This is a genomic window from bacterium (assembly GCA_016703265.1).
GTDB lineage: Bacteria > Krumholzibacteriota > Krumholzibacteriia > LZORAL124-64-63 > LZORAL124-64-63 > CAINDZ01.
In genome coordinates, this window is sequence record JADJCK010000015.1 from 42,366 (window position 1) to 63,966 (window position 21,601).

Sequence of the window (21,601 nt, forward strand, 5' to 3'; positions counted from 1 at the left end):
CAGCCACGCGATCCTACCACCATGTCCGCACAAGGAGCCCACGATGAGCCGCACCGTGACTCTCGGTGGCAACCCCATCGAGGTTGCCGGCACGTTCCCGACGAAGGGCGCCAAGGCGCCCGCCTTCAGCCTGGTCGCCAAGGACCTGGCCGACACCGCGCTGGCGACGTTCGCCGGCAAGCGGAAGGTCCTGAACATCTTCCCCAGTCTCGACACGGCCGTGTGCGCCACCTCGGTGCGCAAGTTCAACGCGGCGGCCAACGAGCTGACGAACACCGTGGTGCTGTGCATCTCGGCCGACCTGCCGTTCGCGCAGTCGCGCTTCTGCGGCGCCGAGGGCCTGGACAACGTGCTGACGCTCTCGACGCTGCGCGGCCGCTCGTTCCTGCAGGACTACGGCGTGGCCATCACCAGCGGCCCCTTGTCCGGGCTGGCCGCGCGCGCGGTCGTCGTGCTCGACGCGAACGACACCGTGCTGCACGCCGAACTGGTGCCGGAGATCAAGCAGGAGCCGGACTACGCGGCGGCGCTGTCGGTCCTTGCCTGAGGCGCTTTGGGCGGGTGCTGGCGGAACTGGCCGCTCAGCGTTGGGTTGAAGAGAGGTTGCGGCCGGCTCCCGGTGGGGGCCGGCCGCCTTCTGTTGTCCCGTTGGACCGCGGCCTGCCCCGACATCGGCGTGCATCGGCGCGGGCCTTCATGTGCCGAGACTTGCGCCGGCGCAAGTCTCACGGCATCGCCACGGTTGCGCCGGCGCAACATGCCGCCGGCACCACGGCATCCTGCCGCCTGCGACACCACAGTGATCGACGACTGCCGGCGCGGGCGACAAGAGTTCAGCCTGTCGCGGTCCCTGGGCTCAGGCAATACGAACCGGACGAAGGATTGCCGGGTGCATCCTCGCCATCACGGGAGTCAGCACGGCGGTCGGCCTGCGGTCGATGGGTACGAGATCGATATCGACGGCGAGGGCGACCCGGTCGAGCGGGCCTACCAGCGCAGTGACCAGCGGCGGTACCACGTGCCGTGTCCGATCTGCGGCGTGGTGGCGCCGATCCTGTGGCAGAACTTCGAATGGCCGGACGGGCAACCGGAGCAGGCGGCTTTGCGTTGCGAGTCGTGCCAGGCCCTCCTTCCGAACATCACAAGACCGCCATGCTGGAACACGGCCGGTGGGTGGCCCAGGCCGAAGGCGATGGGGTCACAGCGGGGTATCACCTGTCGGCGCTGTATTCGCCGCTGGGATGATATGCGTGGGGCGAGATGGCGCGGGACTTCCTGAACGCCAAGCACGATGGTCCCGAGAAACTGAAGACCTGGATCAACACCTGCCTGGGCGAGACCTGGGAGGAGTCGGGTGAGGTCATCAACCAGGACAGTCTCATGGGCCAGGCGCGAGCACTACCCGGCCGTGGTGCCCCTGCCGGTGCTCGTGCTGACTGCGGGGGTGGATGTGCAGGACGACCGGCTCGAGGTCGAAGTGTGCGGCTGGCGCACGGGCGAGGAGTCGTGGGGGATCTCGTACCGTGTTCTGTGGGGCGATCCTGCGGCGGCTCCGGTCTGGCGGCAGCTCGATGATGTGCTGTCGGCGACCTGGGAGCGCGAGGACGGGCTCAACATGCGGATCGTGCAGTGCTGTATCGACTCGGCAGGGCATCGCACAGAGGCCGTCTATCGGTACGTGAAGCCGCGGCAGGTGCGCGGCGTGTATGCAACCGTTGGCCGGGCAGGCGTGGGGCGGCCGATCATCTCGGCTCCGTCCAACCGCAAGCAGGGGCAGGCGCCGCTACCGGTGAAGCTGTTCACGGTCGGGGTCGACGAGGCCAAAGGCATTCTCTACTCGCGGCTCAAGGAGGAGACGCCTGGGCCTGGGTACTGCCACTTCCCTGAAGGCGATGGATACGAGCAGGAGTACTTCAAGCAGCTGACGGCGGAGAAGCGCGTGATCAGGTACACGAAGGGGTTTCCGAAGGCGGAGTGGATCAAGACGCGGGCACGGAACGAGGCGCTCGATTGTCGGGTGCAGGCGCATGCGGCGCTTTGCTTGCTGAATCCGTTGTGGAAGGCTGTGGAGAAGAATCTGGCGCCCAGGTTGCCGTTTCCGGAGCAGGCGATTGCGGAGCCGTCCGACGGCACAGTTGCGAGGCATCCGATTGGCATGGTACGGCTGGCGAATAGTGAGCAGCTGCGGAGGATCGCGGCGCGGGATTCATGGGTGACGCGGCGCAGACGATAGGATCCAGAGCATAGATCGAGCACCATGAGACCGGGGCATACTCTGGCCGCACTCGGTCCTTGAAAATGCTTGGTCGTCGAAATGGCGAGTAGGCTGTCGTAAGAAGCTCATTCGTGTCGGCGCTTGCGGCGCTCGATGGCTTCCCTCGCATCCAGCAGGTGAGTGATGGTGTGATCTCTGATCAAATCGTAATGCGTCGGTGGCAATTGTGTCCCGCATCGAGCCGCACAAAAAAGTATCCGCGAATTTCAAAGAAATGTTGCACCCGAATCGCCCTAGAATGGCCTTTTATCTATGCAGCCGATCACCAGAGTGATTCGAATGGTGGACCCGCGATTCGAGGCGGTTGGCTGCAAATGAAGAACTTACGCGGAAAGTCCGGTGCGGTCAGCATTGGACATTGAAGTGCGCGCCGCAGAGCGGCAGGCTCAACGTTGGGCCAGCGCTTCGAATCTCACGCGGCAGAATGGTCGCAAGCGCCCATGGTTGGTACCGTGATGGGAAATGCACTCGCCTCCATTTGATGGCGACAACCGAGTCCCGTCTCGGCGGAAGATGTGGCCATGATGAGAGCGCGCTCAGAAGCATGTGTCGTAGTCGCGAAAACGGGATCCGCCTTTGGCGGGTCGCCGGGCTGTCCGGGAAACAGGGACCACCTCTGGGACGTCGAAACGCATCCGCTACCGCCAGCATGAAGTGGAGGAACGATGAAATACTTCAGTCGTGGCAATCGCAGAAACTCCGGCGCTTGGGCTTCGGGCGAAACGTGGGTCTACGCTGCGAAGTGTGCGCCGGCAGTGATCGCGTTAATCGCGATGCTTCTTATTACTCCTGGCGTATTCGCAGAGGGGTCATGGGGTTTTGTTGATCTCATTGTGACTTTTGAGTCGACTGATATCGACCGCACGCCAGCAATCGACGGCGCGACTCTGCGAATTGATGGTGTCGGCAAATCTACGAGCATTGGCGCACTGACGCGAGTCATTTCCTGTAAGCCATTGGTTGCGGATCAGTTGTCGCCAGAGTTTTCCTTCTCGGGGCCTTGGATGATAACGGTGTTCACATCGGAAAGCCCGGAATCGCTGCTCCAGGCTGTTCTGCTCGAATCATCCGTCGCCAAGGCAATGCTCCAACAGGACGCCGGTGAGTTCGCAAGTGAGCGAACTCTCGCGTACTTTCCCGACGACGATCATGATCTCTTTTGCAGCGCGCAGTCACAGTTGCACCGCAGAGTCGTAACTGAGGTGCCTTTGGCTGGCGACGAATGTGGGCCGAGTAGGCCAGCGCCCGATTGTGACATGGATCTGCCGCAAGCCTGGGGCATCAGCCGTGGAGATTCCAGTATTGTCGTGGCCGTAATTGACGGCGGGTTCGACCTATTTCATCCGGGACTAGGAGGGCCCGGACCGGATTTCGCAGTGACCGATTCTCTCGCGTGGTACAATCGCGGGATATGGTATCGCAACTGGCGCGAAGTCATTGGTCAGTTTCCGGCTGATACTGACACCTTCCCCGGTATCGGCGGGGTGGACGAGGACAACAATGGCGTCACGGATGAAGATGCCTGGGGCAATCTACCCGGCGAGCCCCGCGAAGCCGATCCTTCGGTCCATCGCTGGACCTCAATCGGAGCATATACGTTCACTAACACGAACGCTCAGTGGGAGGCCGATGAATTCGTCGGTATGCGCCTTTACCTTACCGAAAAACCCTACACCAGTGATGGTGTCTACGAACTGATCAGGTCTAATACCGCAACCGAAATCACAACATGGGGAACTTATGTTATCGACTTGATGGTTGCCAATGGTTTCAACGGGTGGGAGTATCTGAGTAGAGGCAACGGTCGCGTGCAGTTCAAGATTTGCGATGGGGAGGATCAGGATGGGGACGGTGAGGTCGACGACTTCGGTTATGTTGGGAGTCCCTATGATGACGACGAAAATGGATACGAAGACGATGTGCGCGGATGGGACTTCGTTGCTTCTTCGAGAATGCTTCTTGGGCCAGTCTTGAGCTGTGATCGAGAGGACTATTGCACCGCAGACAATGATCCGAGATCCATGTGGGATCATGGTACGTCGGTCGCCAGCCAAGTGGCAACGGTAGAAACAGATGGGCGCATGATGGGGGTCGCGCCCAAGGTAAAGATTCTACCAGTGCGCGTCGGGTGCATTCTCTCGTGTGGAACTGAGCTTCAAACATATTCACCGTACAAAGGATTGGGAATCGACTACGCACGGAAAATGGGGGCCGACATCATTTCAATCTCTGTCCCGCCCAATCGCTTGGAGGGTATTCCTAGTTTCCCCCACGATGAGGTACGCCGGGCACTTGACGCCGGAATCGTCGTTGTAGCGGGAGCCGGCAACGAGGTTTTCGAGGCAGACGTTGTGGGAGTGGAAGAAGTCGTGTGGGTTGCAGGTCTGGAAACCAACGATGTGAGATGGGACTGGGAGGATGATGGAGAGAGCAACTACGGTGCATGGGTGGATGTTGCTGCGCTAGCAGCTCCGGTGACTATGGCGGTATGGGGAGCCTTGCCATATCCGGGTAGCCTGAACGGTTGGCTGCAGCCCAGTGAGTGGCACACGTATGGATATGAGCCCCTTGACCCACCCGTGCATACGGCTCACGGAGGGTTTGGAACCTCGTTGTCTGTACCCATGGTTGCCGGTGTTGCCGCGCTCGTGAAGTCGACCTATCCACATTGGACGCGCAGCGAAATCGTCAACAAGATTTCCGTAAGCACTGACAACATCTACGGCGACGGTCTCAACGACCGGGACCTCACTTGGCTTGGGAATGGTCGTGTGAATGCTTACAGGGCACTGACCTTTTACGGCAACTTACCGGCCGCGAGCGACACAACATGGGCCCACAACATCTGGATCGGCGGCGACGTCGAGGTCCCCGAGGGGCGCACGCTGACCATCGCGGCCGGCGACACCGTTCGCGTGGCGATTGACGACCTACTCCATGCTGGCGCGAATCCGAATGAGATCGAGTTCGTGATCGACGGCGCATTGCATGTGAATGGCACGCCGTCCGCCCCGGTAGTGTTCGAGTCCTTCGGCGGGTCGCATCACAGGTGGCTGGTGGGCGAAGCGATCACCATCTCTGGGGAGACATTCACCATCGGTGGTTTGGGCTGTGCCCAGATTGCCTCAGACGCAAATTCGCCTTTGATGCCTGGTGTCAGCTCCGCGTCGCAAGTGTTCTCAGTCGAGATCACGCATGTCGCGGCGTTGGACTCGGTCAAGGTCGACCTATCTGGCCTGGGCCTGAATGCAACGACCCTTCATCTGCGCGACGACGGCCAAGGCGAAGACATCGTTGCAGCCGACGGAATCTACACATCGGCTCCCTTCGCTGCGATGCTCTCGGTGGGGAATGGCTATTCGGTTGACGTCACTGCGTATGCATCAGGTGGCGGTTACAGGCGGCGTAGCGTGGCCGTTGAGGTGCCGCAGGTTGTGGCGAAGTTTACGGATGTGTCTTCGCAGACGGGGCTGGACTATCAGGGTACGCCATTTAGTGCAGCGAGCGCGAAGATGAGTGCTGATAGCGGAATGATTGTGACCACGTCCGATCAAGAAGCGCCAACTTATGACCGAATCGAAGTGCTGCCCACGGGAGCTCCGCGCTTCTCTGCACGCGGATTCGCTGCTTCTCCGATTGGGGGGCGTGGCGTCGCCTTCGCGGACTTTGACAACGACGGCGACGAGGACCTGTTCGTGGCTCATGCGCAATCGCCGAAGTTATATCGCAATGACGCGGGAAACTTTGTGGATGTCACGAACGCGATGGGGTTGTCGACTCTGGCGGCAGGATCAGTCACCGGGTGCTGGGGCGACTACGACAACGACGGCTGGTTGGATCTGTTCGTCACTAGATGTGAAGTGCCGGGTGCGGAGCCTCCAGACAAGGACAACATCACGTTTGCACAGCACCGGCTGTTCCGCAACACGTGCGGATCCGGATGCGGTTTCGTGGACGTTACGGCAGCCGCTGGATTCGTGGTTCAGTATCTGCCCGTAGCCGCGTCCGCCTCATGGGGCGACTTGGAGAATGACGGCGACTTGGACCTCGTGATCGTCGACTTGAGCGATCTCGGCTATGGCAACAGTGCGGTGTTCGTGAATCAGGGGAATGGCACCTTCAGCGAAGAGCGAGCTTCGAGGCTCAGCAACGGCATCATGGGCGGCTACGATATCGACTATGGCACCGGCGTTGTCTGGGCTGACATGAACAACGATGGCGACTTGGATATCGTCGTCAGCTGCGCCAGTCCGGGGTCTGGAATCCTCTTCAATGACGGTACCGGCGTATTCCCAGCTGACGCTACAGTGAGATTCCCGTCCGGTGCCGCGGGTTATGGCGGACTGCAGGTCTTTGACCACAATCTCGATGGCTGGCAGGACGTCTTCATGTTGTCGCGCACCGCGAATGAGCCATCGCGGCTATTTCTGGCCAATCCGACTCAAGATGGAGTCATCTATCTTGAGAACACGCACAACGCCGCGCTGGCCCACACGTCCAGTGGTATGGGTTCACTCGCCGCCGACTACACGTCTGATGGCGACATGGACCTGTTTGTGGGGCGCCCGGTGGCCAGCGGGGAGTTCTTCTACAAGACGGACAGCCAGGTTGATGCAAATTCGCTTGGTCAGCGCTATGTGAAGCTGCGTCTGGTTTCGCCGAATGCGGACAACGCTAACCGCCAGGGCATCGGGGCAGCGGTGACGGTGACTGCGGGCGGTCTGGTTCAGACGGCTCAAGTCGACGGTGGCAGCGGCCGTGGCGGTCAGCGAGACCGCACTTTGACCTTTGGGTTGGGAGATTACACCGGCCCGATCACGGCAACAATTCGGTGGCCTGGCGGCACAGTTCAAAGCGACGTCGACCTGATTGCAAGTGGAGCTGGTGCCGGCGAAACGGTCAATATTGTGAGCGACGCTGCTCCTACCGTCAGCAACGTGAACGTGGCCACTCTGGTCGTCCCGGGTACCACGTTCTTTGACTGGGTGTTCACGTGGGACACCGACGCGGCCTGCAAGGCTGCCAATGATGTCCTGACGTTCGACCAATTGGAAATTGCCAACCCGTGTTGGCCCGGCTGGACTACGGTAACACCGGCGACCACGGGGATCACCTACACCTATGCTGCCAAGTCCGGCGGTGGCTACACGCACACGATTCGGATCGACCATGAAGACTGCAACCTGAACTGCAGCTTCCGGTACACGGTTTCCAGCGACGGCGGTCTGCAGTCCGCGACCAGCCCGACCAAGACGAAGGTCGTCAAGTTCTGCCCCTCGGGGTTCTAGACAATAGGAGGGTCGACATGTCCCGAACGAAGTGGTCGTGGTCCGTCTCGCTGTTGACGATCTTCGTGTCAGCGTCGGCAGTCGCGGCAGATGATCTGGACGGTGTCAAAGTATTGGGATCGCTGGGCTTATCGCAATCAGTGCAGAACAGCTGCATCGCTATTTGGGTACCAGTGCCGCAGGATATGGCAATTAGCGGCATAAAATGGTACAATAACGATGCGATGGCGACGTTTCCGGAAGTACTTGTCCAGAGTGGCACCCCGGAATACCCCGTGGCCTTGACCGATGCCTATTCGGTGGCGGCGAATGTTTCCGGACCGTCAAGCGGTTGGGGGGAAGTGACGTTTTCCGGGTTGGTGGGCAGCGCAAGCGGAGGCCTGTACGTGATTTTCCGGGTGCCAGACGGAGTCGCGGCGACAGCAGACGGCGTTGGTGGCGGGCCCGCGCTTGGCTACACCAACGCGGCGTCCGGGCTGTCCGGCTGGTTGAGCGCCGATGGAGTGGAGTGGGAGCCGGTGCATCCGAGCTTCGGCTTTGCAGCGCAACCTGTTCTCGTAGCCGGCACACCTGGGATGACGCTCAAGTCCAAGGGGAAGGCAGGCGGCACGGTCGGGCAGGCAGCCAGCAATTCAGCGCCAGCAGTTGTGACTAGCTATCCGACCATCCTTCTTCCGGCATCACCGAATCCGTTCAACCCGCAGACGACGCTGAAGTATTCGGTAAGGGAAACCAGCCAAGTCGACCTGTGCGTGTTCAATGTGCGGGGCGAACTAGTGAATCGACTGGTTGCCGAGCGGAAGGAGCCGGGCGAGTACACTGTTGTGTGGGATGGGCGCGACCGTAGCGGGGCGGCCATGGCCAGCGGCGTGTACTTTGCGAGGTTCTTGGCAGGAAATGTGGCGATGTCGCAGCGGCTTGTACTGCTGCAATAGCTGTTGGCGAGCGGGGGTGGCCGCAACGCCACCCCCACGCAATCGAAAGCTGGCCGCAATGAAATTCGCGCATACGATCGCAATTGCGACTTTCCTGGCCGGCTGCGTGGCTCAAGTGGCGTGGGCCAGAACTTGGCGAGTGGAACTCAACGGTTCGGGGGACTTTAGGGATATACAGCCAGCGGTGGAGGCCGCATCATCAGGCGATACGATTCGTATCGGTCCAGGGAGATTTCAGCAACTGCATCAGATCGTTGCTCCGGCGTGGACGGAGGAGACGATTGTTGCGGTGACAAAGGACAATCTGACATTTATCGGAGCGGGGGCGGAACAGACGATTCTTGGCATGACGTCTTACTATGCACCGGAAGGTCGGTTTCCAAAGGTCATTTGTTCCGTCGACTCGCATGTTGGCGCCATCAGTGGTCTGACGATTGAGAACATGAAGACAGGAATCTATTGGTGGCAGGGGACTTTGGACGTGCATGATTGCGTGTTTCGACATTTTGGCGCCGGGATTGTGTGCTGGATCGATGGCGGAAGCATTCGCGATTGTCAATTTGAAATTAGCAATGATGGGAAAGCACTCACGCCGGAACTGACGAACACATTGATTGTTGATAGCTGCAGTTGTTTGGGGTACGGCCAGGGATTCACGTCCGGTGCTTCCGCCCACAACATCAATTTCTCAAATTGTGAATTTAGAGACAACCGTACTGCGATGGTGTACGACCGTTGGAGTACTGGTACGATCGAGAATACGACGATCGTGAATTCGATCTTTGCTGGTTTGATGGTCACATACAACTCGCAGGTGAATATGGTAGGTGTGCGCATCAACGGCGGGCAATACGGACTCTTTGTGTCTGGCGGATCAGTTGTGACCGGAGAAAACGTGATATTGGAAGGGACGACCGGTGAATCCCTGTACACTTCGTCCGAGTCGCATGTGACTATTAACAATAGTCACATTTTACCGGCGAGTGGCCTTGGAGTTGGTAGCCATGGCTACTTCGGAGCACCCGTGCTGCTGGACTTAAGTGGCAACTATTGGGGCACGACCAGTACGGATCTGATTGATAGCATGATCACAGACGGTGTCGACGACCCATTAGTTCACTGTACTGTGCAGTACTTGCCAATCGCCAACGGCCCGGTCCCGACCGAGTCCACTTCCTGGGGCGACCTGAAGGCCCTATTCCGGTGAGCCGAGGTCCAATTTCTCTCTCTCGCATTCACGCTGCGCGCCCCGACCGGGGAGCCAATCTGAACTGCCGCGGCCCGGGTGTGAACAATCGCAACAGGTCACACCCGACTGTCGCGATGCGGCACGCATTTGAGGATTGGGGAAAAACACGCAGTTATGATTTAACTCATTGATTTTCATGGATGTTGTCAGGCGCCTCGGGCAGGCACTATGACAAACACCACAAAACCCCAAAAAAAAAAAAAACCCCCAAAAACCCCCCCAACACAAAACCAAAACCAAAAACCCCCCCACCCCAAACCCCCCCCCCCCAACCCCCCCCCAGTTCCCCACCCGCCACGCCCGAACCCGTCCACCACCAGGTAGGCGGTACCGCAAACGGGCGGGGGGGGCTGAAGTCGACAGTTGTGACACACCCGGAAGACGTTTGTCCATAAATGGCCCGTGGGAGGCCGCCAAGCAGCCCGCCACAGTCGGCAACTGTCCTGCAGACGCCTGCGAGGTAGACGTCTGGCGAGCAGCGGCAAGATCGCGTGCCCACCAGACGTGAGCCACCACGTCGGCCCCAGCCGAACAGCTTCTCGGCAGCCGCACGATCTGGTCCGGCAGCGAGGCACCGCCTCCCGGCGTAGACCGGGCCAAGTCCTCGTCTCGCCAGCGCCGCAACTCGCCGCTGCAAGCAAGACAGGTCTGCGGGTGGATCTCCGTCTGCACACGCCCAGGTGCGCCGGCAGCGGCACATGGTGGTTCGGGCGGCGCTTCTTCGGCGTCGCGCGACCACCTCGGCGGAGCCTGGGGGGGAGGAACCGTGACCAGACCTGGTGCGGCGGCGCTCGATGGCCGGGACGACCTTCTCCTGCTGCGCCAAGAGGAGACAGTGCCAGGGCGTGCTTGAGGTAGGCGTTCTCGCGCAGGTGATGCAGCTCGCCAAGGAGTCCATCCAGCAGCGGGCATTGACCCGCGCAGCGCTTGAGTTCGGTGTGATGCGCGCGTTGTTGTCCATGCGCGCAGCATACACGACACGCGGATTAACACGGGAACAGTTTCCGGCCGTACCAAGGGCGTTTTCGTGCGCACATCGAGACCGCCGAGCAGCACCGCCAACCCGTCGCGTCAACGCACGCGAGCGCAGCGAACGTTCCGAGCTTGCTACACCGCTCTCCCAGGCAGGATCTTCAGGCGGTCGCGGTTGCGGTTGCAGAACAGAACAGGTGGCCCGAACGCGGGTCCTGGCCGACAGTCCGCGTCAACGCCGCCAGCGTGTCGAACGACTGCGGGGGGTAGGCACACGCTTTGGGGACGGTCAGCATTCCGGCGAGCACGCACAGCGAGCCAGCGCCACGAGGCAGGCGGCGGCCGTCGGCAGGGCGAGCTCGAACAGAGGCGGTGTCGGCGTCGCGGCCGGACAGGGACGAACTTGGGGGGTGGGGGCGCAGCCAGGCCCAGGGAGCCGACGCTGAATCGTCCTGGGCACGGCTGGCGGGAACTGCGGATGGTTGCGATCTCGCGGAGTACGACGACGGCTGGACATGAGGCACCTCGGGTTGGGGAGCGGCACAGCCGAAATCAGGGGCGGGGGAATACGCGCGGGGTCGGACGCTTACACCACAACCATGGCCCGATCCGTGCCTCCTTCCGGGCAAGTCGATCCGCACCGGATGCGACACGCCCAACAAGGAAGGAAGCCGTCATGAAGACCACCGTAAAAGCCCGCAAGAACCTGCTCTCCGCCCTGGCCCTGTCCACCGCCCTGCTGGCCGGAGGCGCCCAGGCCGCCGACGCGACCGCGTCCACGGTTCGCGACACCTCCCACCGCGGCTTCTTCCTGGGCCTGAACGCCGGCGGCGGCGGCAGCCAGATGATGTTCAAGGACGGCTCGCGCCACATCACCGAGGAGCCCCTGGCCGGCGGCCTCGGCCAGTTGCGCGTGGGCTACGACCTGAGCCGCCATTTCGCGGTGGGCGTGGAGTCCATCGGCTTCACCAGCAAGAAGGACGACAACGACTGGGAACTGGGCGCCGTGCTGGCGACCGTGACCTGGAGGCCGTGCGACAAGGGCTTCTTCCTGCGCGCGGGCGTGGGTGTCGGCGGCGGCGACTTCACCGACCCGACGAGCGGCGTCGCGCACTCGGTCAAGCGGCGCGCGGCGGCCCTGTTCGGCCTGGGCTACGAGTGGAAGCTGGGCGAACGCTTCGGGCTGGGTCTGGCTGCGGACGGCTTCGGCTTCGACGCCGACGGCGTGACCGGGTACGAGGACGATGAGGTGGGTGCAGGCGGCGCCACGGTGCAGTTCAACTGGTACCTGTAGAGATCGTACGTTGTGCAGGCCGGCGGCCTGGGCGAGAATGGGCAGCAGCCACCTCCTGCACGAACGGGAAAGCCACCGATGAACAGCCACCGGGACAACGAGAGCCGGAACGGGCGGGGACGCGCAGGGCGTCGCCCGCTCCGGCGCGCCTGGCGGCCTCTGCTGCCGGCGCTGGTGCTCATGCTGACTTGCGCCGGCGCAACTGTCGGTTCGGCCGCCGCCGTGGCCCCGGACGCGCCCGACAGCCTGGCCGCACCTGCCGTCGATGATCGCCGCCTGCATCTGGCCGCGGTCGAACTGGTGGGCGCCACGCGCACCGACCTGGCCACCGTCTACCGTTACCTGCCGCTGCGTCCGGGACAGGCCATCGACCAGGCCGCGCTGGTCGCGGCCGTCGAGGAACTGCGCGCGGGCGGCCTTTTCCGCTCGGTGGATTTCTACACGCGGCCGGGTGAGGGGCGCGGGCAACTGGTGCTCGTGCTCGAGGTTGTCGAGCATCGGCCCGACCTTCGCTGGGCGGCCGGCAACACGAATCTCGACGGCTGGTACCTGGTGCCGGCGATGGTCGCATTCGACAATGCGTTCGGCGATGGCGGCAACCTGGACCTGCGCTGGCGCATCGGGCTGCGCCACGACGCGATCGTGTTGCGTTACGGGCAGCCGCGCGTCGGCGACGGTCGCAGCTACTGGAACCTCGAGGCCGGCGCCGGTCGCACCGAGCGTCCGTACTTCGCCGACGGCGTCGAGTTCCTCCATGGCGTCGATGCCTCGGGCCTCGCATTCGCCTTCGGTCGGCATGTGGACGAGCGTCGCCTGGTCGAGTTCAGCCTCGATGTCGCGACCGTCGATGTGGCCCATCACTCCACCGCCCACACGCGCTCGCAGGACGACAGCGTCGACTACGGGCAGGAGATTCCCGAGGCCGACCTGCCGCCGGCGATCCGCGAGGCGGTCGGTCGCAGCGCGCGCGCCTCCGCGCATCTCGACTGGCAGTACGATTCGCGTCCGGCCCGCAGCACCGCCGGCACGCCGACGGGCGGACTGTGGGGGCGCGCCAAGGGCGGGCTCGTGGTGCAGGAGGGGCGCCCGGGGCACGCCACCCTCGAGATGGACCTGCGGTCGTACCGCGCCGTGCCCGGCGGCGTGCTTGCCGCGCGACTGCGCGGGCAGTGGGTCGGCGAGGCGGCGGCCTTCCACGACCGGCTCTACCTCGGCGGCCTGTACAGCCTGCGCGGCTTCTCCACCGGCGCGTTGTCGCCCCCCGGCGGCGACACCTGGCAATGGGCGGGCTCACTCGAGTACCGCAGTCCCATCCTCTCCGATGCCCGCGGCACGAAGCTGGCCGGCATCCTGTTCGTCGACGCGGGAGCCGGCGGCGCCGGCGATGTCGCTGATCCATACACGGGCATGGCCGTGGGCGCCGGCTACGGCGTGCGCATGCGCGTGCGCTGGCTCGACTGGATCGGCGTCGATGTCGGCTTCCCGCTCACCGAGCGCACGCTCGACATGCGCTTCCAGGGCCACGCCTCGATCGGGTGGTCGTTCTGATGCGGCGCATGCATGCCACTCTGGCCTGCCTGCTGGGCACGCTGCTTCTGACGGCATCGGCAGGGCCGGCCCTGGCGTCCGCGCGCCTGATCAGCGTGGCGCCCGCGCGCGCCGGTGAACAATTGGCCTGCCGCGTGACCGCGAGCGGGCTGCCCGACGAGCGCCAGCTGCAGTCGATGCGCTCGGGCCTGGTCGCGGCCGTCGAGCTGGAACTGGCCGTGGTCGACGCCGAAGGGCGCGTGGCCGTTGCGCATTCGCTGTCGCTGCGCCTGGGCTTCGACCTGTGGGAAGAGGTCTTCTCGGTATCGGGCGCGGGGGCCGAGCGACGCTTCCGGAGCCTTGAGGAACTGCGGGCGCACCTGGCCGACCTGCCGCCGTTCACGTTGATGCCGCTGGCTTCATTGGCCGAGTCCGGCCGCTACCAGGTGCGCGCGGGACTGCTCGCGCGGCCCGTCGCGAACGACGAGCGCGAACGAGTCGGCAACCTGATCGCGGGCGAGCCGCGCGGGGAGCCGGGCCGCTCGGACCGGCAGGAGGCCTCGGTCAGCCTCGGGCGCCTGATCCGCTTCTTCTACCAGGGCACGCGCGACGATCGCGACGGCCAGGAAGCGGCCTCGGCCTGGTTCCGGCGGCAGGAGGTGCCCGATGAAGCGCATTAGCACGCGCCTGGCGATCTCGTTCCTGCTGGTCGCCCTGCTGCCCACGCTGCCGCTGTCGCTGGTGGTGCGCGACCTGCTCGAGCGGCGCTTCGGTCCGGCCATCGCCGACCCGCTCGAGCTTGCGCTCGAAGCCGGCCTCGACGAAAGCCGCAGCCACCTGCAGGAACTGCGCGAGGGGCTCGCGCGTCGCGCCGTCGCCGCGGCTGCTTCCGCCGATGCCGGCGCCGTGCTGATGCTCGACCAGGCAGGCGCCGTGCAGCCCGCCGATTCGCTGACCGCGTTCGCCGCGGCGCGGCCGGGGCTCCTTGACCCGTTCGATCCCGCGGACGACCCGCAGAACGCCGCCGCCGCCGACACGCTGCCGGTGCGCCGCCGCGGCGACGCCCTCGTGGCGCGCGTGCCCGGGCCCGATGGCTCTGCCACCGTGGTCGTGCAGGCGCTGCCCGCCGGCATGGTGCAGCGCGCGGGCGACCTGACCGGCGGCGTGACCGTGCTGCGCGCCGTGCGCGCCGAGGAGGGCCGCGTGGTCCGCAGTTTCGTCGGCCCGTTCCTGCTCGTGTACGGCGCCCTCATCCTCGTGGCGCTGGTGGCCGGCCTGCTCTGGTCGCGGCAGATGGTGCGTCCGCTGGAGATGCTGGTCGGCGCCACGCGGCGCGTTGCCGGCGGCGACCTCGAGTTCCGCCTGGAGCGGCAGGGGCCCGGCGAGGTCGGCGAACTGGTGGCGAGCTTCGACGAGATGGTCGCGCGCCTGGCCGAGCAGCGGCGCGACCTGGCCCGCCTCGAGCGCGTGGCCGCCTGGCGCGGCATGGCGCGCACGCTGGCGCACGAAGTGAAGAACCCGCTCACGCCGATCCTGCTGGCGATCACGCAGGTGCGCGACGCCTACAAGGGCGACGACGCGACCTATCGCGCACTGCTCACCGAGGCTGTCGACATCACCGGCGAGGAGGTCGAAAGCCTGCGCCGCCTGGTGAAGGCCTTCGGCGACTTCGCGCGGTTGCCGCGCCCCGAACTGCGCGAGGGCGACCTGGTCGCGCTGCTGCTCGACCTGGAGCAGCTCTACGGCTCGTCGCGCCTGGAGCTGGGCGGCACGGCCGCGCCGGTGGTCGGCTGGTTCGATTACGATGCGCTGCGGCGCGCGCTGATCAACCTCATCGACAACGGGCTGGCGGCGTGCCGGCAGCAGCGCGAGCCCGAGCGCGTCTCATTGGTCCTCGAGCGGTTGCAGGTCGGCGCCCGCCTGGTGGTCAGCGACCGCGGGGCCGGCATCGCCCCGCAGAACCTGGCGCGCATCTTCGAGCCCGACTTCACCACCAAGAGCGACGGCATGGGCCTCGGCCTGGCCATCGTCGAGAACATCATCATCGGCCACGGCGGCGTCATCTCGGTGCGCAGCGAGCCCGGTCACGGCGCCGCATTCACCGTCGACCTGCCGTTGACGGCCGCCGTTGCCGCCACATCCGCCACCGAGGACGGTGCCGCGTGAGTCCCAGGGTCCTGATCATCGATGATGAGCGGAACATCCGCCGCACGTTTGCCATGGTGCTGACTGCCGAGGGGTTCACAGTCGACGTGGCCGAGAGCGGCGAGGACGGCCTCGAGCGCTGCCAGGCCGAGCGTCCCGATGTGGCGGTGATCGACGTGCGGCTGCCGGGCATGGACGGCATCGAGGTGCTGCGGCGGCTGCGCGAGCACGACACCGAGCTGCCGGTGATCATGATCAGCGGCCACGGGACCATTGCCACCGCGGTCGAGGCCACGCGCCACGGCGCCTTCGACTTCATCGAGAAGCCGCTCAGCAAGGAGCGCCTGCTCGTCGCCATCCGCAATGCGCTGGACCGCCGCGACCTGGGTCGCGAGGTGCGTGCGCTGCGCGACAAGGTGAAGAGGCGCGCGCTGATGGTGGGCGAATCCATGCCCGTGCAGGCGATCCGCGAGCAGGTGCGGCGCGTGGGGCCTACCGGCGCGCGCGTGCTGATCACCGGCGAGAGCGGCACCGGCAAGGAACTGGTGGCGCGCGCGGTGCACGATGCCAGCGATCGTCGCGCCAAGCCCTTTGTGAAGGTCAATTGCGCGGCCATCCCCGAGGAGCTGATCGAGAGCGAGCTGTTCGGGGCGGTGAAGGGCGCCTACACCGGCGCCACCCAGACCCGCGACGGCAAGTTCCTGCAGGCCGACGGCGGCACGCTGTTCCTGGACGAGATCGGCGACATGTCGCTCAAGGCGCAGGCCAAGGTGCTGCGCGCATTGCAGGAGGGCGAGATCGAGCGCGTGGGCGGCAACGAGACCCACAAGGTCGACGTGCGCGTGGTGGCCGCCACCAACAAGGACCTGGCTGCCGAGGTGGCGGCCGGCCGCTTCCGCGAGGACCTCTACTTCCGCCTCAACGTGGTGCCGGTGCACATGCCGCCGCTGCGCGAACGGCCGGGCGACATTACCCTGTTGGCCGAGCACTTCCTGGCCGCGTACCTGGACGAGAACGGGCTGCCGCAGCGCCGCCTGTCGGACAGCGCGCTGCTCGCGCTCCAGCGGTTGCCATGGCCGGGCAACATCCGCGAGCTGGGCAACGCCGTCGAGCGCCTGGCCATCCTCAGCAGCGGCGCGGTCATCTCCCCCGACGACCTGGCTGCCTGCGGCGTGGGCGTGGCGACGGCAACTCCGGCGCGTGCCGAGGCGCCCTTCACGGCCACGGCGACGGGCCGGCCCGACCTGGCCGCGGTGCGCGCCGCCGGCGGCCTGGCCGCGGCACGCCAGCAGTTCGAGAAGAGCCTCATCGTTGCGGCCCTGAAGCAGGCCGATGGCAACGTCTCGGGCGCCTCGCGCCTGCTCGGCCTGGACCGCACGAACCTGCACAAGAAGATCCAGCAGTACGGACTGGGCTCCGGGCGCGGGGGTGAGGAATGATCGCGATGAGGTGCCTGCCCTGGATCGTCGTGGCGGCGCTAGGACTGGCCGTCCCGGTGCATGCCGACGAGGCGGGGGAACCGCCGCGCGCCGATAGGGTATCGGAGTCGCCGCGCCTGCGAACCTGGCACCTGGCGCTGCAATCGGTCGACGCGTGGCGCAACCACTTCGACGTCTTCGACCAGCCCGGCCTGCCGCCCGCGGGTGTGGACTCGCGCGGGAAGGGCGGCGGCATGGCGATCGGCCGCCGCTTCGGTGACCGGTTCCTGGCGCAGGTGCAGTTCGCGATCGCGCGGCACGACATCGACGACATGGACGAGCAGCTCATCGACATCGAGGTGCTCCTGACGGGCACGGTGTTGTTCCGTCCGCTGCGCACCTTCCAGCCGTTCCTGCGTGGCGGCCTCGGTGGTGGGGGCCAGGCGCTGGAGCTGCCGGGCAATGGCGGTCAGGTCGTCGCCGTGGGCCCGGTGGCCATCGCCGGCGGCGGCGCGCAGATCCGGCTCGGCGACAGGTTCAGCCTCGAGATCGAGACCGTGGCCACGTTCACCGACTTCCTCGAGGTGCACGACGAGTCGAATGACCGGCTCTGGGACGGCGACGACTGGCAGGTGCGCATCTCCAATCGCGGCTGGCGTACCGGGGTCGGCCTCGTGTTCTGGTTCTGAGTGGCCGGACTTGAACGGCGATGGGCGTGAATGATCGCTGCGGTTGATCAGCACATGTGCGGCGACCCGACACAGTGCCAGATGCCTCTCGCGGCCGCTGAATGTCGAATCCAAGGCACAACCGCCTGAACCCACCAGGCACGAAACCTGCCCTTGCCGGCGCGATCCACCGCTGTCCGGCTCCAAGGTGCCGGCTGTCACCGCTGACGCGGCCGTTCAGGGGAGTTGATCGCGAGATGGCACGAGTGAGTCCTGGCCTCCCACCCCTGCTGACGCTGGCCTGCCTGTTGGCACTGGCTTGCCCGTTGGCGGCGGGCTCCGTTGCCTGGTCGCAGCCCACGGCCCTGCCCGACCAGCGCGTGAACCTGGCCGGCCAGGTGCTGGAACGGAGCACCCAGGCGCCGATCGGCGGCGCCATGGTCAAGCTGGCCCTCGTCGCCCCCGACACCGCTTCGTTGCCGATGTCCTGGTCCGCGTATTTCGGCCAGCTCGGCCGGCTCGAGGGCCAGTACGCGGATGAAGAGGGCCTGGTCACCTATACCGACTCGACCGGGACCTTCCGCTTCCGCGCCCTGCCGCCCGGGCAGGTGTCCGTCACGTTCCCGAACGCGGGCTATGCCCCGTTCGAGGCGACCGAGACGATCCGGCCCGACGAACTCGTGCAGCTCACGGTTCGCCTGCGCCGGCGGCAGTACGACGCGCAGGAAGTCGTGGTCTACGGCCGCCGGCCCGAACTGGAGACGTCGCGGCAATCGCTCGCCAGGCACGAGGTGGAACGGCTTCCCGGCACCGGCGGCGACGTGATCCGCAGCGTGCAGGCGCTGCCCGGCGTCGCGCGGCCGACGATGTCCGACCCGGGCGCCGTCATCGTGCGCGGCAGCGGCAACTTCGATACGCGGTTCCTGCTCGACGGCATCGACATCCCCCTGCTGTTCCACTTCGGGGGCGTGAAGTCGACGTACAACTCGCTCAGCCTGGGCTCGGTGGACCTGTATCCCGGCGGGTTCGGGCCGCGCTACGGCGGCTGCGTCGGCGGCCTGGTCGAACTGAAGGGCCGCGTTGCCCGTGACGACCACTGGCACACGACGATCGAGGCCGGCCTGCTCGACGCCAGCTTTCATACGGAAGGGCCGCTGGGCCGCGGCTTCGGCCTCACCCTGACCGCGCGGCGCAGCTTCATCGGTGAGGTAGCCGAGGCCGCCCTGAAGGACAACGACGACGTGCAGCTGGCGGTGGCACCTTTCTACGCCGACGCGCTGGCGCGCCTGGACTGGCAGGCCCACCCGGACCACCGCTTCTTCCTGACGTACTTCGGCGCCAGCGACCGCCTGGCGCTCGTTACGCCCGACAACAGCGCCGGCAGCCCGGAAGTCTCCGAGGCCACCGACGAGGTGCAGCTGGACCTGGCCTTCAGCCGCTTCATCCTCGGTTACGACGGGCAACTGGGCGAGCGCGTGCGCAACGAACTGCGCGCCTCGGCCGGTCGCGACCGCAACTCGGGCCACCTGCTGGGCGCCTTCCGCTTCGACGGGCGCGGCCCCATCTACAACCTGCGCAACGACCTCGCCGTGACCTGGCGTCCGGACGTGGTCTCGCACGTGGGCGCCGACCTGATCTACAGCACGTACGACTACGCCGTGAAGGTCGCGGGCTACCCGGAGTCGGCGCTGGCCGACAAGGAGTTCTCGGACCTGGGAGCCTACGCGAGCGTTGAGCTGCGTCCGCTCGCAAACCTGCTGGTGACGCCGGGCGTTCGCTACGACTACTACCACCATCTCGACAAGAGCCGCCTCGGCCTGCGCACGTCGGTGCGCTGGGATTACCGCGAAGGGCGCGTGCTCACCGCCTCGGCGGGCGCCTACAACCAGGCGCCGCGGCCGATCGGGCAGTCGACCGACCCGATCTACGGCAACCCCGACCTGCCGCCCACCACGGCGCGGCACCTGACGCTGGGCCACGAGTGGCAGCTGGGCGCGAATACGTCGCTCAAGGCCGAGGGATACCACAACACACAGGACGACGTGCCGGCCTACGCCGACATCAACGACGTGAACTTCCTGCCCGACGCGCAGGCGCGCATGTACGGCCTGGAGTTCATGCTGCGGCACGAAGTGAAGGGCCGCTTCTCCGGCTGGCTGGCCTACAGCATCGGCCGCAGCGAGCGGCGCTTTGCCCGCGATCCCGGCACCGGCGACTCGTGGTCGCCCGACTCGTGGCTGCCGCACGACATTGACCAGACCCACCATCTCGAAGCCACCGGGACCTGGGAACTGGGGCGCAACTGGTCGTTCGGTTCGCGGCTGCAGTTCGTTTCCGGCGTGCCGGTAACGCCGCTGCTCAGCTACACCAGCGGGCAGTTCGAATTCGACGCCGACACCGGCAACTACGTGCCGGTCGAAGGACCGTACCTGTCGGACCGCGTGGAGCCGTACATGCGGGTCGACCTGCGCGTCGACCGCAAGTTCGTGCGGCGCAGCACGGTCTGGTCGCTGTTCCTGGACCTGCAGAACGCGAACTACTTCGTCTACAACAGCCCCGAGGGCTACACCTACAACTACGACTACTCACGGCGCTCGTCGTACGGCTGGATCTTCCTGCCGTCGCTCGGCGCGCGCGTGGAATTCTAGGGGGCCGACTTGCGATACCTGCGCTGCCTCTTCGTACTGCTGCCGGCCGCCGCGCTGCTGGCCGGTTGCGGCGAGGGCTTTCCCGACGAGGAGATGCACCTTGGGCTCGACACCAAGGTGCGTCCGTTCGCGATCGTGGTCGAGCCGCCGGAAGCGGCCCCCGGCGATACCGTGCAGGTGACGCTGCACGCCCGTGCGCCCCGGCCCGACGACCTGGACATCACCTGGCGCGTGGCGCTGGACTTCGACCGTGGCCTCTACGATGTCGACGAGGTTGAACGCAACCTGCGGACGCTGGCCGTACCGCCGCCCGTGATCGACGCCGACGGCTTCCTGACCCAGACCTTCAGGTGGGTGGTGCCCGATTCGACGCTGCTCTACAGCTCGGCGATCCCCGAAGTGCCCGACGACCCGGCGCTGCCGGCCATCGTGGCGCTGCTGCCCGGCCTGGACGCCAGCCCGCCGCTCCGCAAGGACGAGATCGACACCTGGCTCAAGGCGCACGACATCTACGATGTGCTCGCGATGGACCTGCCCACGCAGGCCGCGACCTGGGCGCTTGCCGACCGCTTCGCCTGCGCCGTGCGCCTGCGGGCCACCCTGCGCACGGACGTCGTGGTCGACGTGACGCGCAACCTGACGGTCCGCTATACGCGCCAGCTGGGTGGGCCCAACGGCAACCGCAATACCGGCGTGCCCCTGTTCGAGGTGGTGGCCCTGGAGAAGCGGGATGCTTCGATCGCCGACATCTCCGCCGCGGGCGTGCCACAGACCCGCTACCCGTTCGTCGACTACTTCGGGGGTCGACTTGCCGAGCGCGTCGACGTGCCTCTTCACGACGACTGGACCTACTACATGCGTTCCAGCTATGACGCCCAGTACTACTCGTCGCCCTGGGATCCCACGTTCATCACCTATGAGTCCGGACACACCAGCTGGTACTACTACAGGCAGGACGCGCCGACTTCGGATCACGTCTTCTTCGTCACCGAAGAAGGTGACGATGCGGAGATGTGGAACCTCGACGAAACGGCGCGGATCATGCCCGACGGGCCGGGCTCGACCTTCCGGGTCGTCTGCGTCGTGCGTGACGATCGCATCGAATGGGTGTCGTTCAACGCCACGCCGGGCTCGGCGCTGGTCGAGGGCATCGTTGCGTTCCAGGCGCCCTGAGGGGGCGGG

Annotated in this window: 15 protein-coding genes; all 15 read left to right on the forward strand. The window is 65.4% G+C overall.

What is annotated here, in order from left to right:
* Positions 1-43 precede the first annotated feature (43 nt).
* The 15 genes from tpx to IPG61_19560 all read left to right on the forward strand — a co-directional run bounded on the left by tpx (position 44) and on the right by IPG61_19560 (position 21,592).
* The gene (tpx, locus tag IPG61_19490) at positions 44-547 is read left to right on the forward strand and encodes a thiol peroxidase (protein ID MBK6736206.1); all 504 of its coding nucleotides are present in this window, start codon (positions 44-46) and stop codon (positions 545-547) included.
* Between the two features lie 252 nt (positions 548-799).
* Positions 800-1,279, forward strand: coding sequence for a phage terminase large subunit family protein (locus tag IPG61_19495; GenBank protein MBK6736207.1), 480 nt, complete (start codon positions 800-802; stop codon positions 1,277-1,279).
* Positions 1,261-1,575 carry a phage terminase large subunit family protein gene (locus tag IPG61_19500; protein ID MBK6736208.1) on the forward strand — a complete coding sequence of 105 codons (315 nt, stop codon included), beginning with the start codon at positions 1,261-1,263 and terminating at the stop codon, positions 1,573-1,575. Before IPG61_19495 ends, IPG61_19500 begins: the two co-directional genes overlap by 19 nt.
* Position 1,576: 1 nt before the next feature.
* Entirely contained in the window at positions 1,577-2,233 is a 657-nt protein-coding gene (locus IPG61_19505; protein ID MBK6736209.1) for a phage terminase large subunit family protein, read from the forward strand.
* Positions 2,234-2,940: 707 nt separating this feature from the next.
* On the forward strand, positions 2,941-7,563 hold the full coding sequence (locus tag IPG61_19510; GenBank protein ID MBK6736210.1) for a VCBS repeat-containing protein: 4,623 nt from the start codon (positions 2,941-2,943) through the stop codon (positions 7,561-7,563).
* A gap of 17 nt (positions 7,564-7,580) precedes the next feature.
* Positions 7,581-8,498, forward strand: coding sequence for a hypothetical protein (locus IPG61_19515; protein MBK6736211.1), 918 nt, complete (start codon positions 7,581-7,583; stop codon positions 8,496-8,498).
* 58 nt (positions 8,499-8,556) lie between these two features.
* Positions 8,557-9,705 (forward strand): right-handed parallel beta-helix repeat-containing protein, encoded by a 1,149-nt coding sequence (locus tag IPG61_19520; protein MBK6736212.1) that lies wholly within the window; start codon positions 8,557-8,559, stop codon positions 9,703-9,705.
* Positions 9,706-11,395: 1,690 nt separating this feature from the next.
* The gene (locus IPG61_19525) at positions 11,396-12,013 is read left to right on the forward strand and encodes a hypothetical protein (protein ID MBK6736213.1); all 618 of its coding nucleotides are present in this window, start codon (positions 11,396-11,398) and stop codon (positions 12,011-12,013) included.
* A 78-nt stretch (positions 12,014-12,091) separates the two neighbouring features.
* A complete protein-coding gene (locus IPG61_19530; protein ID MBK6736214.1) occupies positions 12,092-13,561 on the forward strand; it encodes a BamA/TamA family outer membrane protein in 1,470 nt (489 codons plus the stop codon).
* Between the two features lie 8 nt (positions 13,562-13,569).
* Positions 13,570-14,220 carry a hypothetical protein gene (locus IPG61_19535; protein ID MBK6736215.1) on the forward strand — a complete coding sequence of 217 codons (651 nt, stop codon included), beginning with the start codon at positions 13,570-13,572 and terminating at the stop codon, positions 14,218-14,220.
* Positions 14,207-15,706, forward strand: a complete 1,500-nt coding sequence (locus tag IPG61_19540) for a HAMP domain-containing protein (GenBank protein ID MBK6736216.1) — start codon at positions 14,207-14,209, stop codon at positions 15,704-15,706. The genes IPG61_19535 and IPG61_19540 overlap by 14 nt, the downstream gene beginning before the upstream one ends.
* Positions 15,703-17,124 (forward strand): sigma-54-dependent Fis family transcriptional regulator, encoded by a 1,422-nt coding sequence (locus tag IPG61_19545; GenBank protein ID MBK6736217.1) that lies wholly within the window; start codon positions 15,703-15,705, stop codon positions 17,122-17,124. The genes IPG61_19540 and IPG61_19545 overlap by 4 nt, the downstream gene beginning before the upstream one ends.
* A complete protein-coding gene (locus IPG61_19550; protein MBK6736218.1) occupies positions 17,121-17,792 on the forward strand; it encodes a hypothetical protein in 672 nt (223 codons plus the stop codon). Before IPG61_19545 ends, IPG61_19550 begins: the two co-directional genes overlap by 4 nt.
* 245 nt (positions 17,793-18,037) lie before the next feature.
* A complete protein-coding gene (locus IPG61_19555; GenBank protein MBK6736219.1) occupies positions 18,038-20,419 on the forward strand; it encodes a TonB-dependent receptor in 2,382 nt (793 codons plus the stop codon).
* Positions 20,420-20,428: 9 nt separating this feature from the next.
* Positions 20,429-21,592, forward strand: coding sequence for a hypothetical protein (locus tag IPG61_19560; GenBank protein ID MBK6736220.1), 1,164 nt, complete (start codon positions 20,429-20,431; stop codon positions 21,590-21,592).
* The last annotated feature ends 9 nt before the right edge of the window (positions 21,593-21,601 follow it).

Bases quoted from the DNA above. Each gene is read 5' to 3' on its own strand.
- tpx (MBK6736206.1), top strand. From the start codon at position 44: ATGAGCCGCACCGTGACTCTCGGTGGCAACCCCATCGAGGTTGCCGGC.
- IPG61_19500 (MBK6736208.1), top strand. From the start codon at position 1,261: ATGGCGCGGGACTTCCTGAACGCCAAGCACGATGGTCCCGAGAAACTG.
- IPG61_19510 (MBK6736210.1), top strand. From the start codon at position 2,941: ATGAAATACTTCAGTCGTGGCAATCGCAGAAACTCCGGCGCTTGGGCT.
- IPG61_19515 (MBK6736211.1), top strand. From the start codon at position 7,581: ATGTCCCGAACGAAGTGGTCGTGGTCCGTCTCGCTGTTGACGATCTTC.
- IPG61_19520 (MBK6736212.1), top strand. From the start codon at position 8,557: ATGAAATTCGCGCATACGATCGCAATTGCGACTTTCCTGGCCGGCTGC.
- IPG61_19525 (MBK6736213.1), top strand. From the start codon at position 11,396: ATGAAGACCACCGTAAAAGCCCGCAAGAACCTGCTCTCCGCCCTGGCC.
- IPG61_19530 (MBK6736214.1), top strand. From the start codon at position 12,092: ATGAACAGCCACCGGGACAACGAGAGCCGGAACGGGCGGGGACGCGCA.
- IPG61_19535 (MBK6736215.1), top strand. From the start codon at position 13,570: ATGCATGCCACTCTGGCCTGCCTGCTGGGCACGCTGCTTCTGACGGCA.
- IPG61_19540 (MBK6736216.1), top strand. From the start codon at position 14,207: ATGAAGCGCATTAGCACGCGCCTGGCGATCTCGTTCCTGCTGGTCGCC.
- IPG61_19550 (MBK6736218.1), top strand. From the start codon at position 17,121: ATGATCGCGATGAGGTGCCTGCCCTGGATCGTCGTGGCGGCGCTAGGA.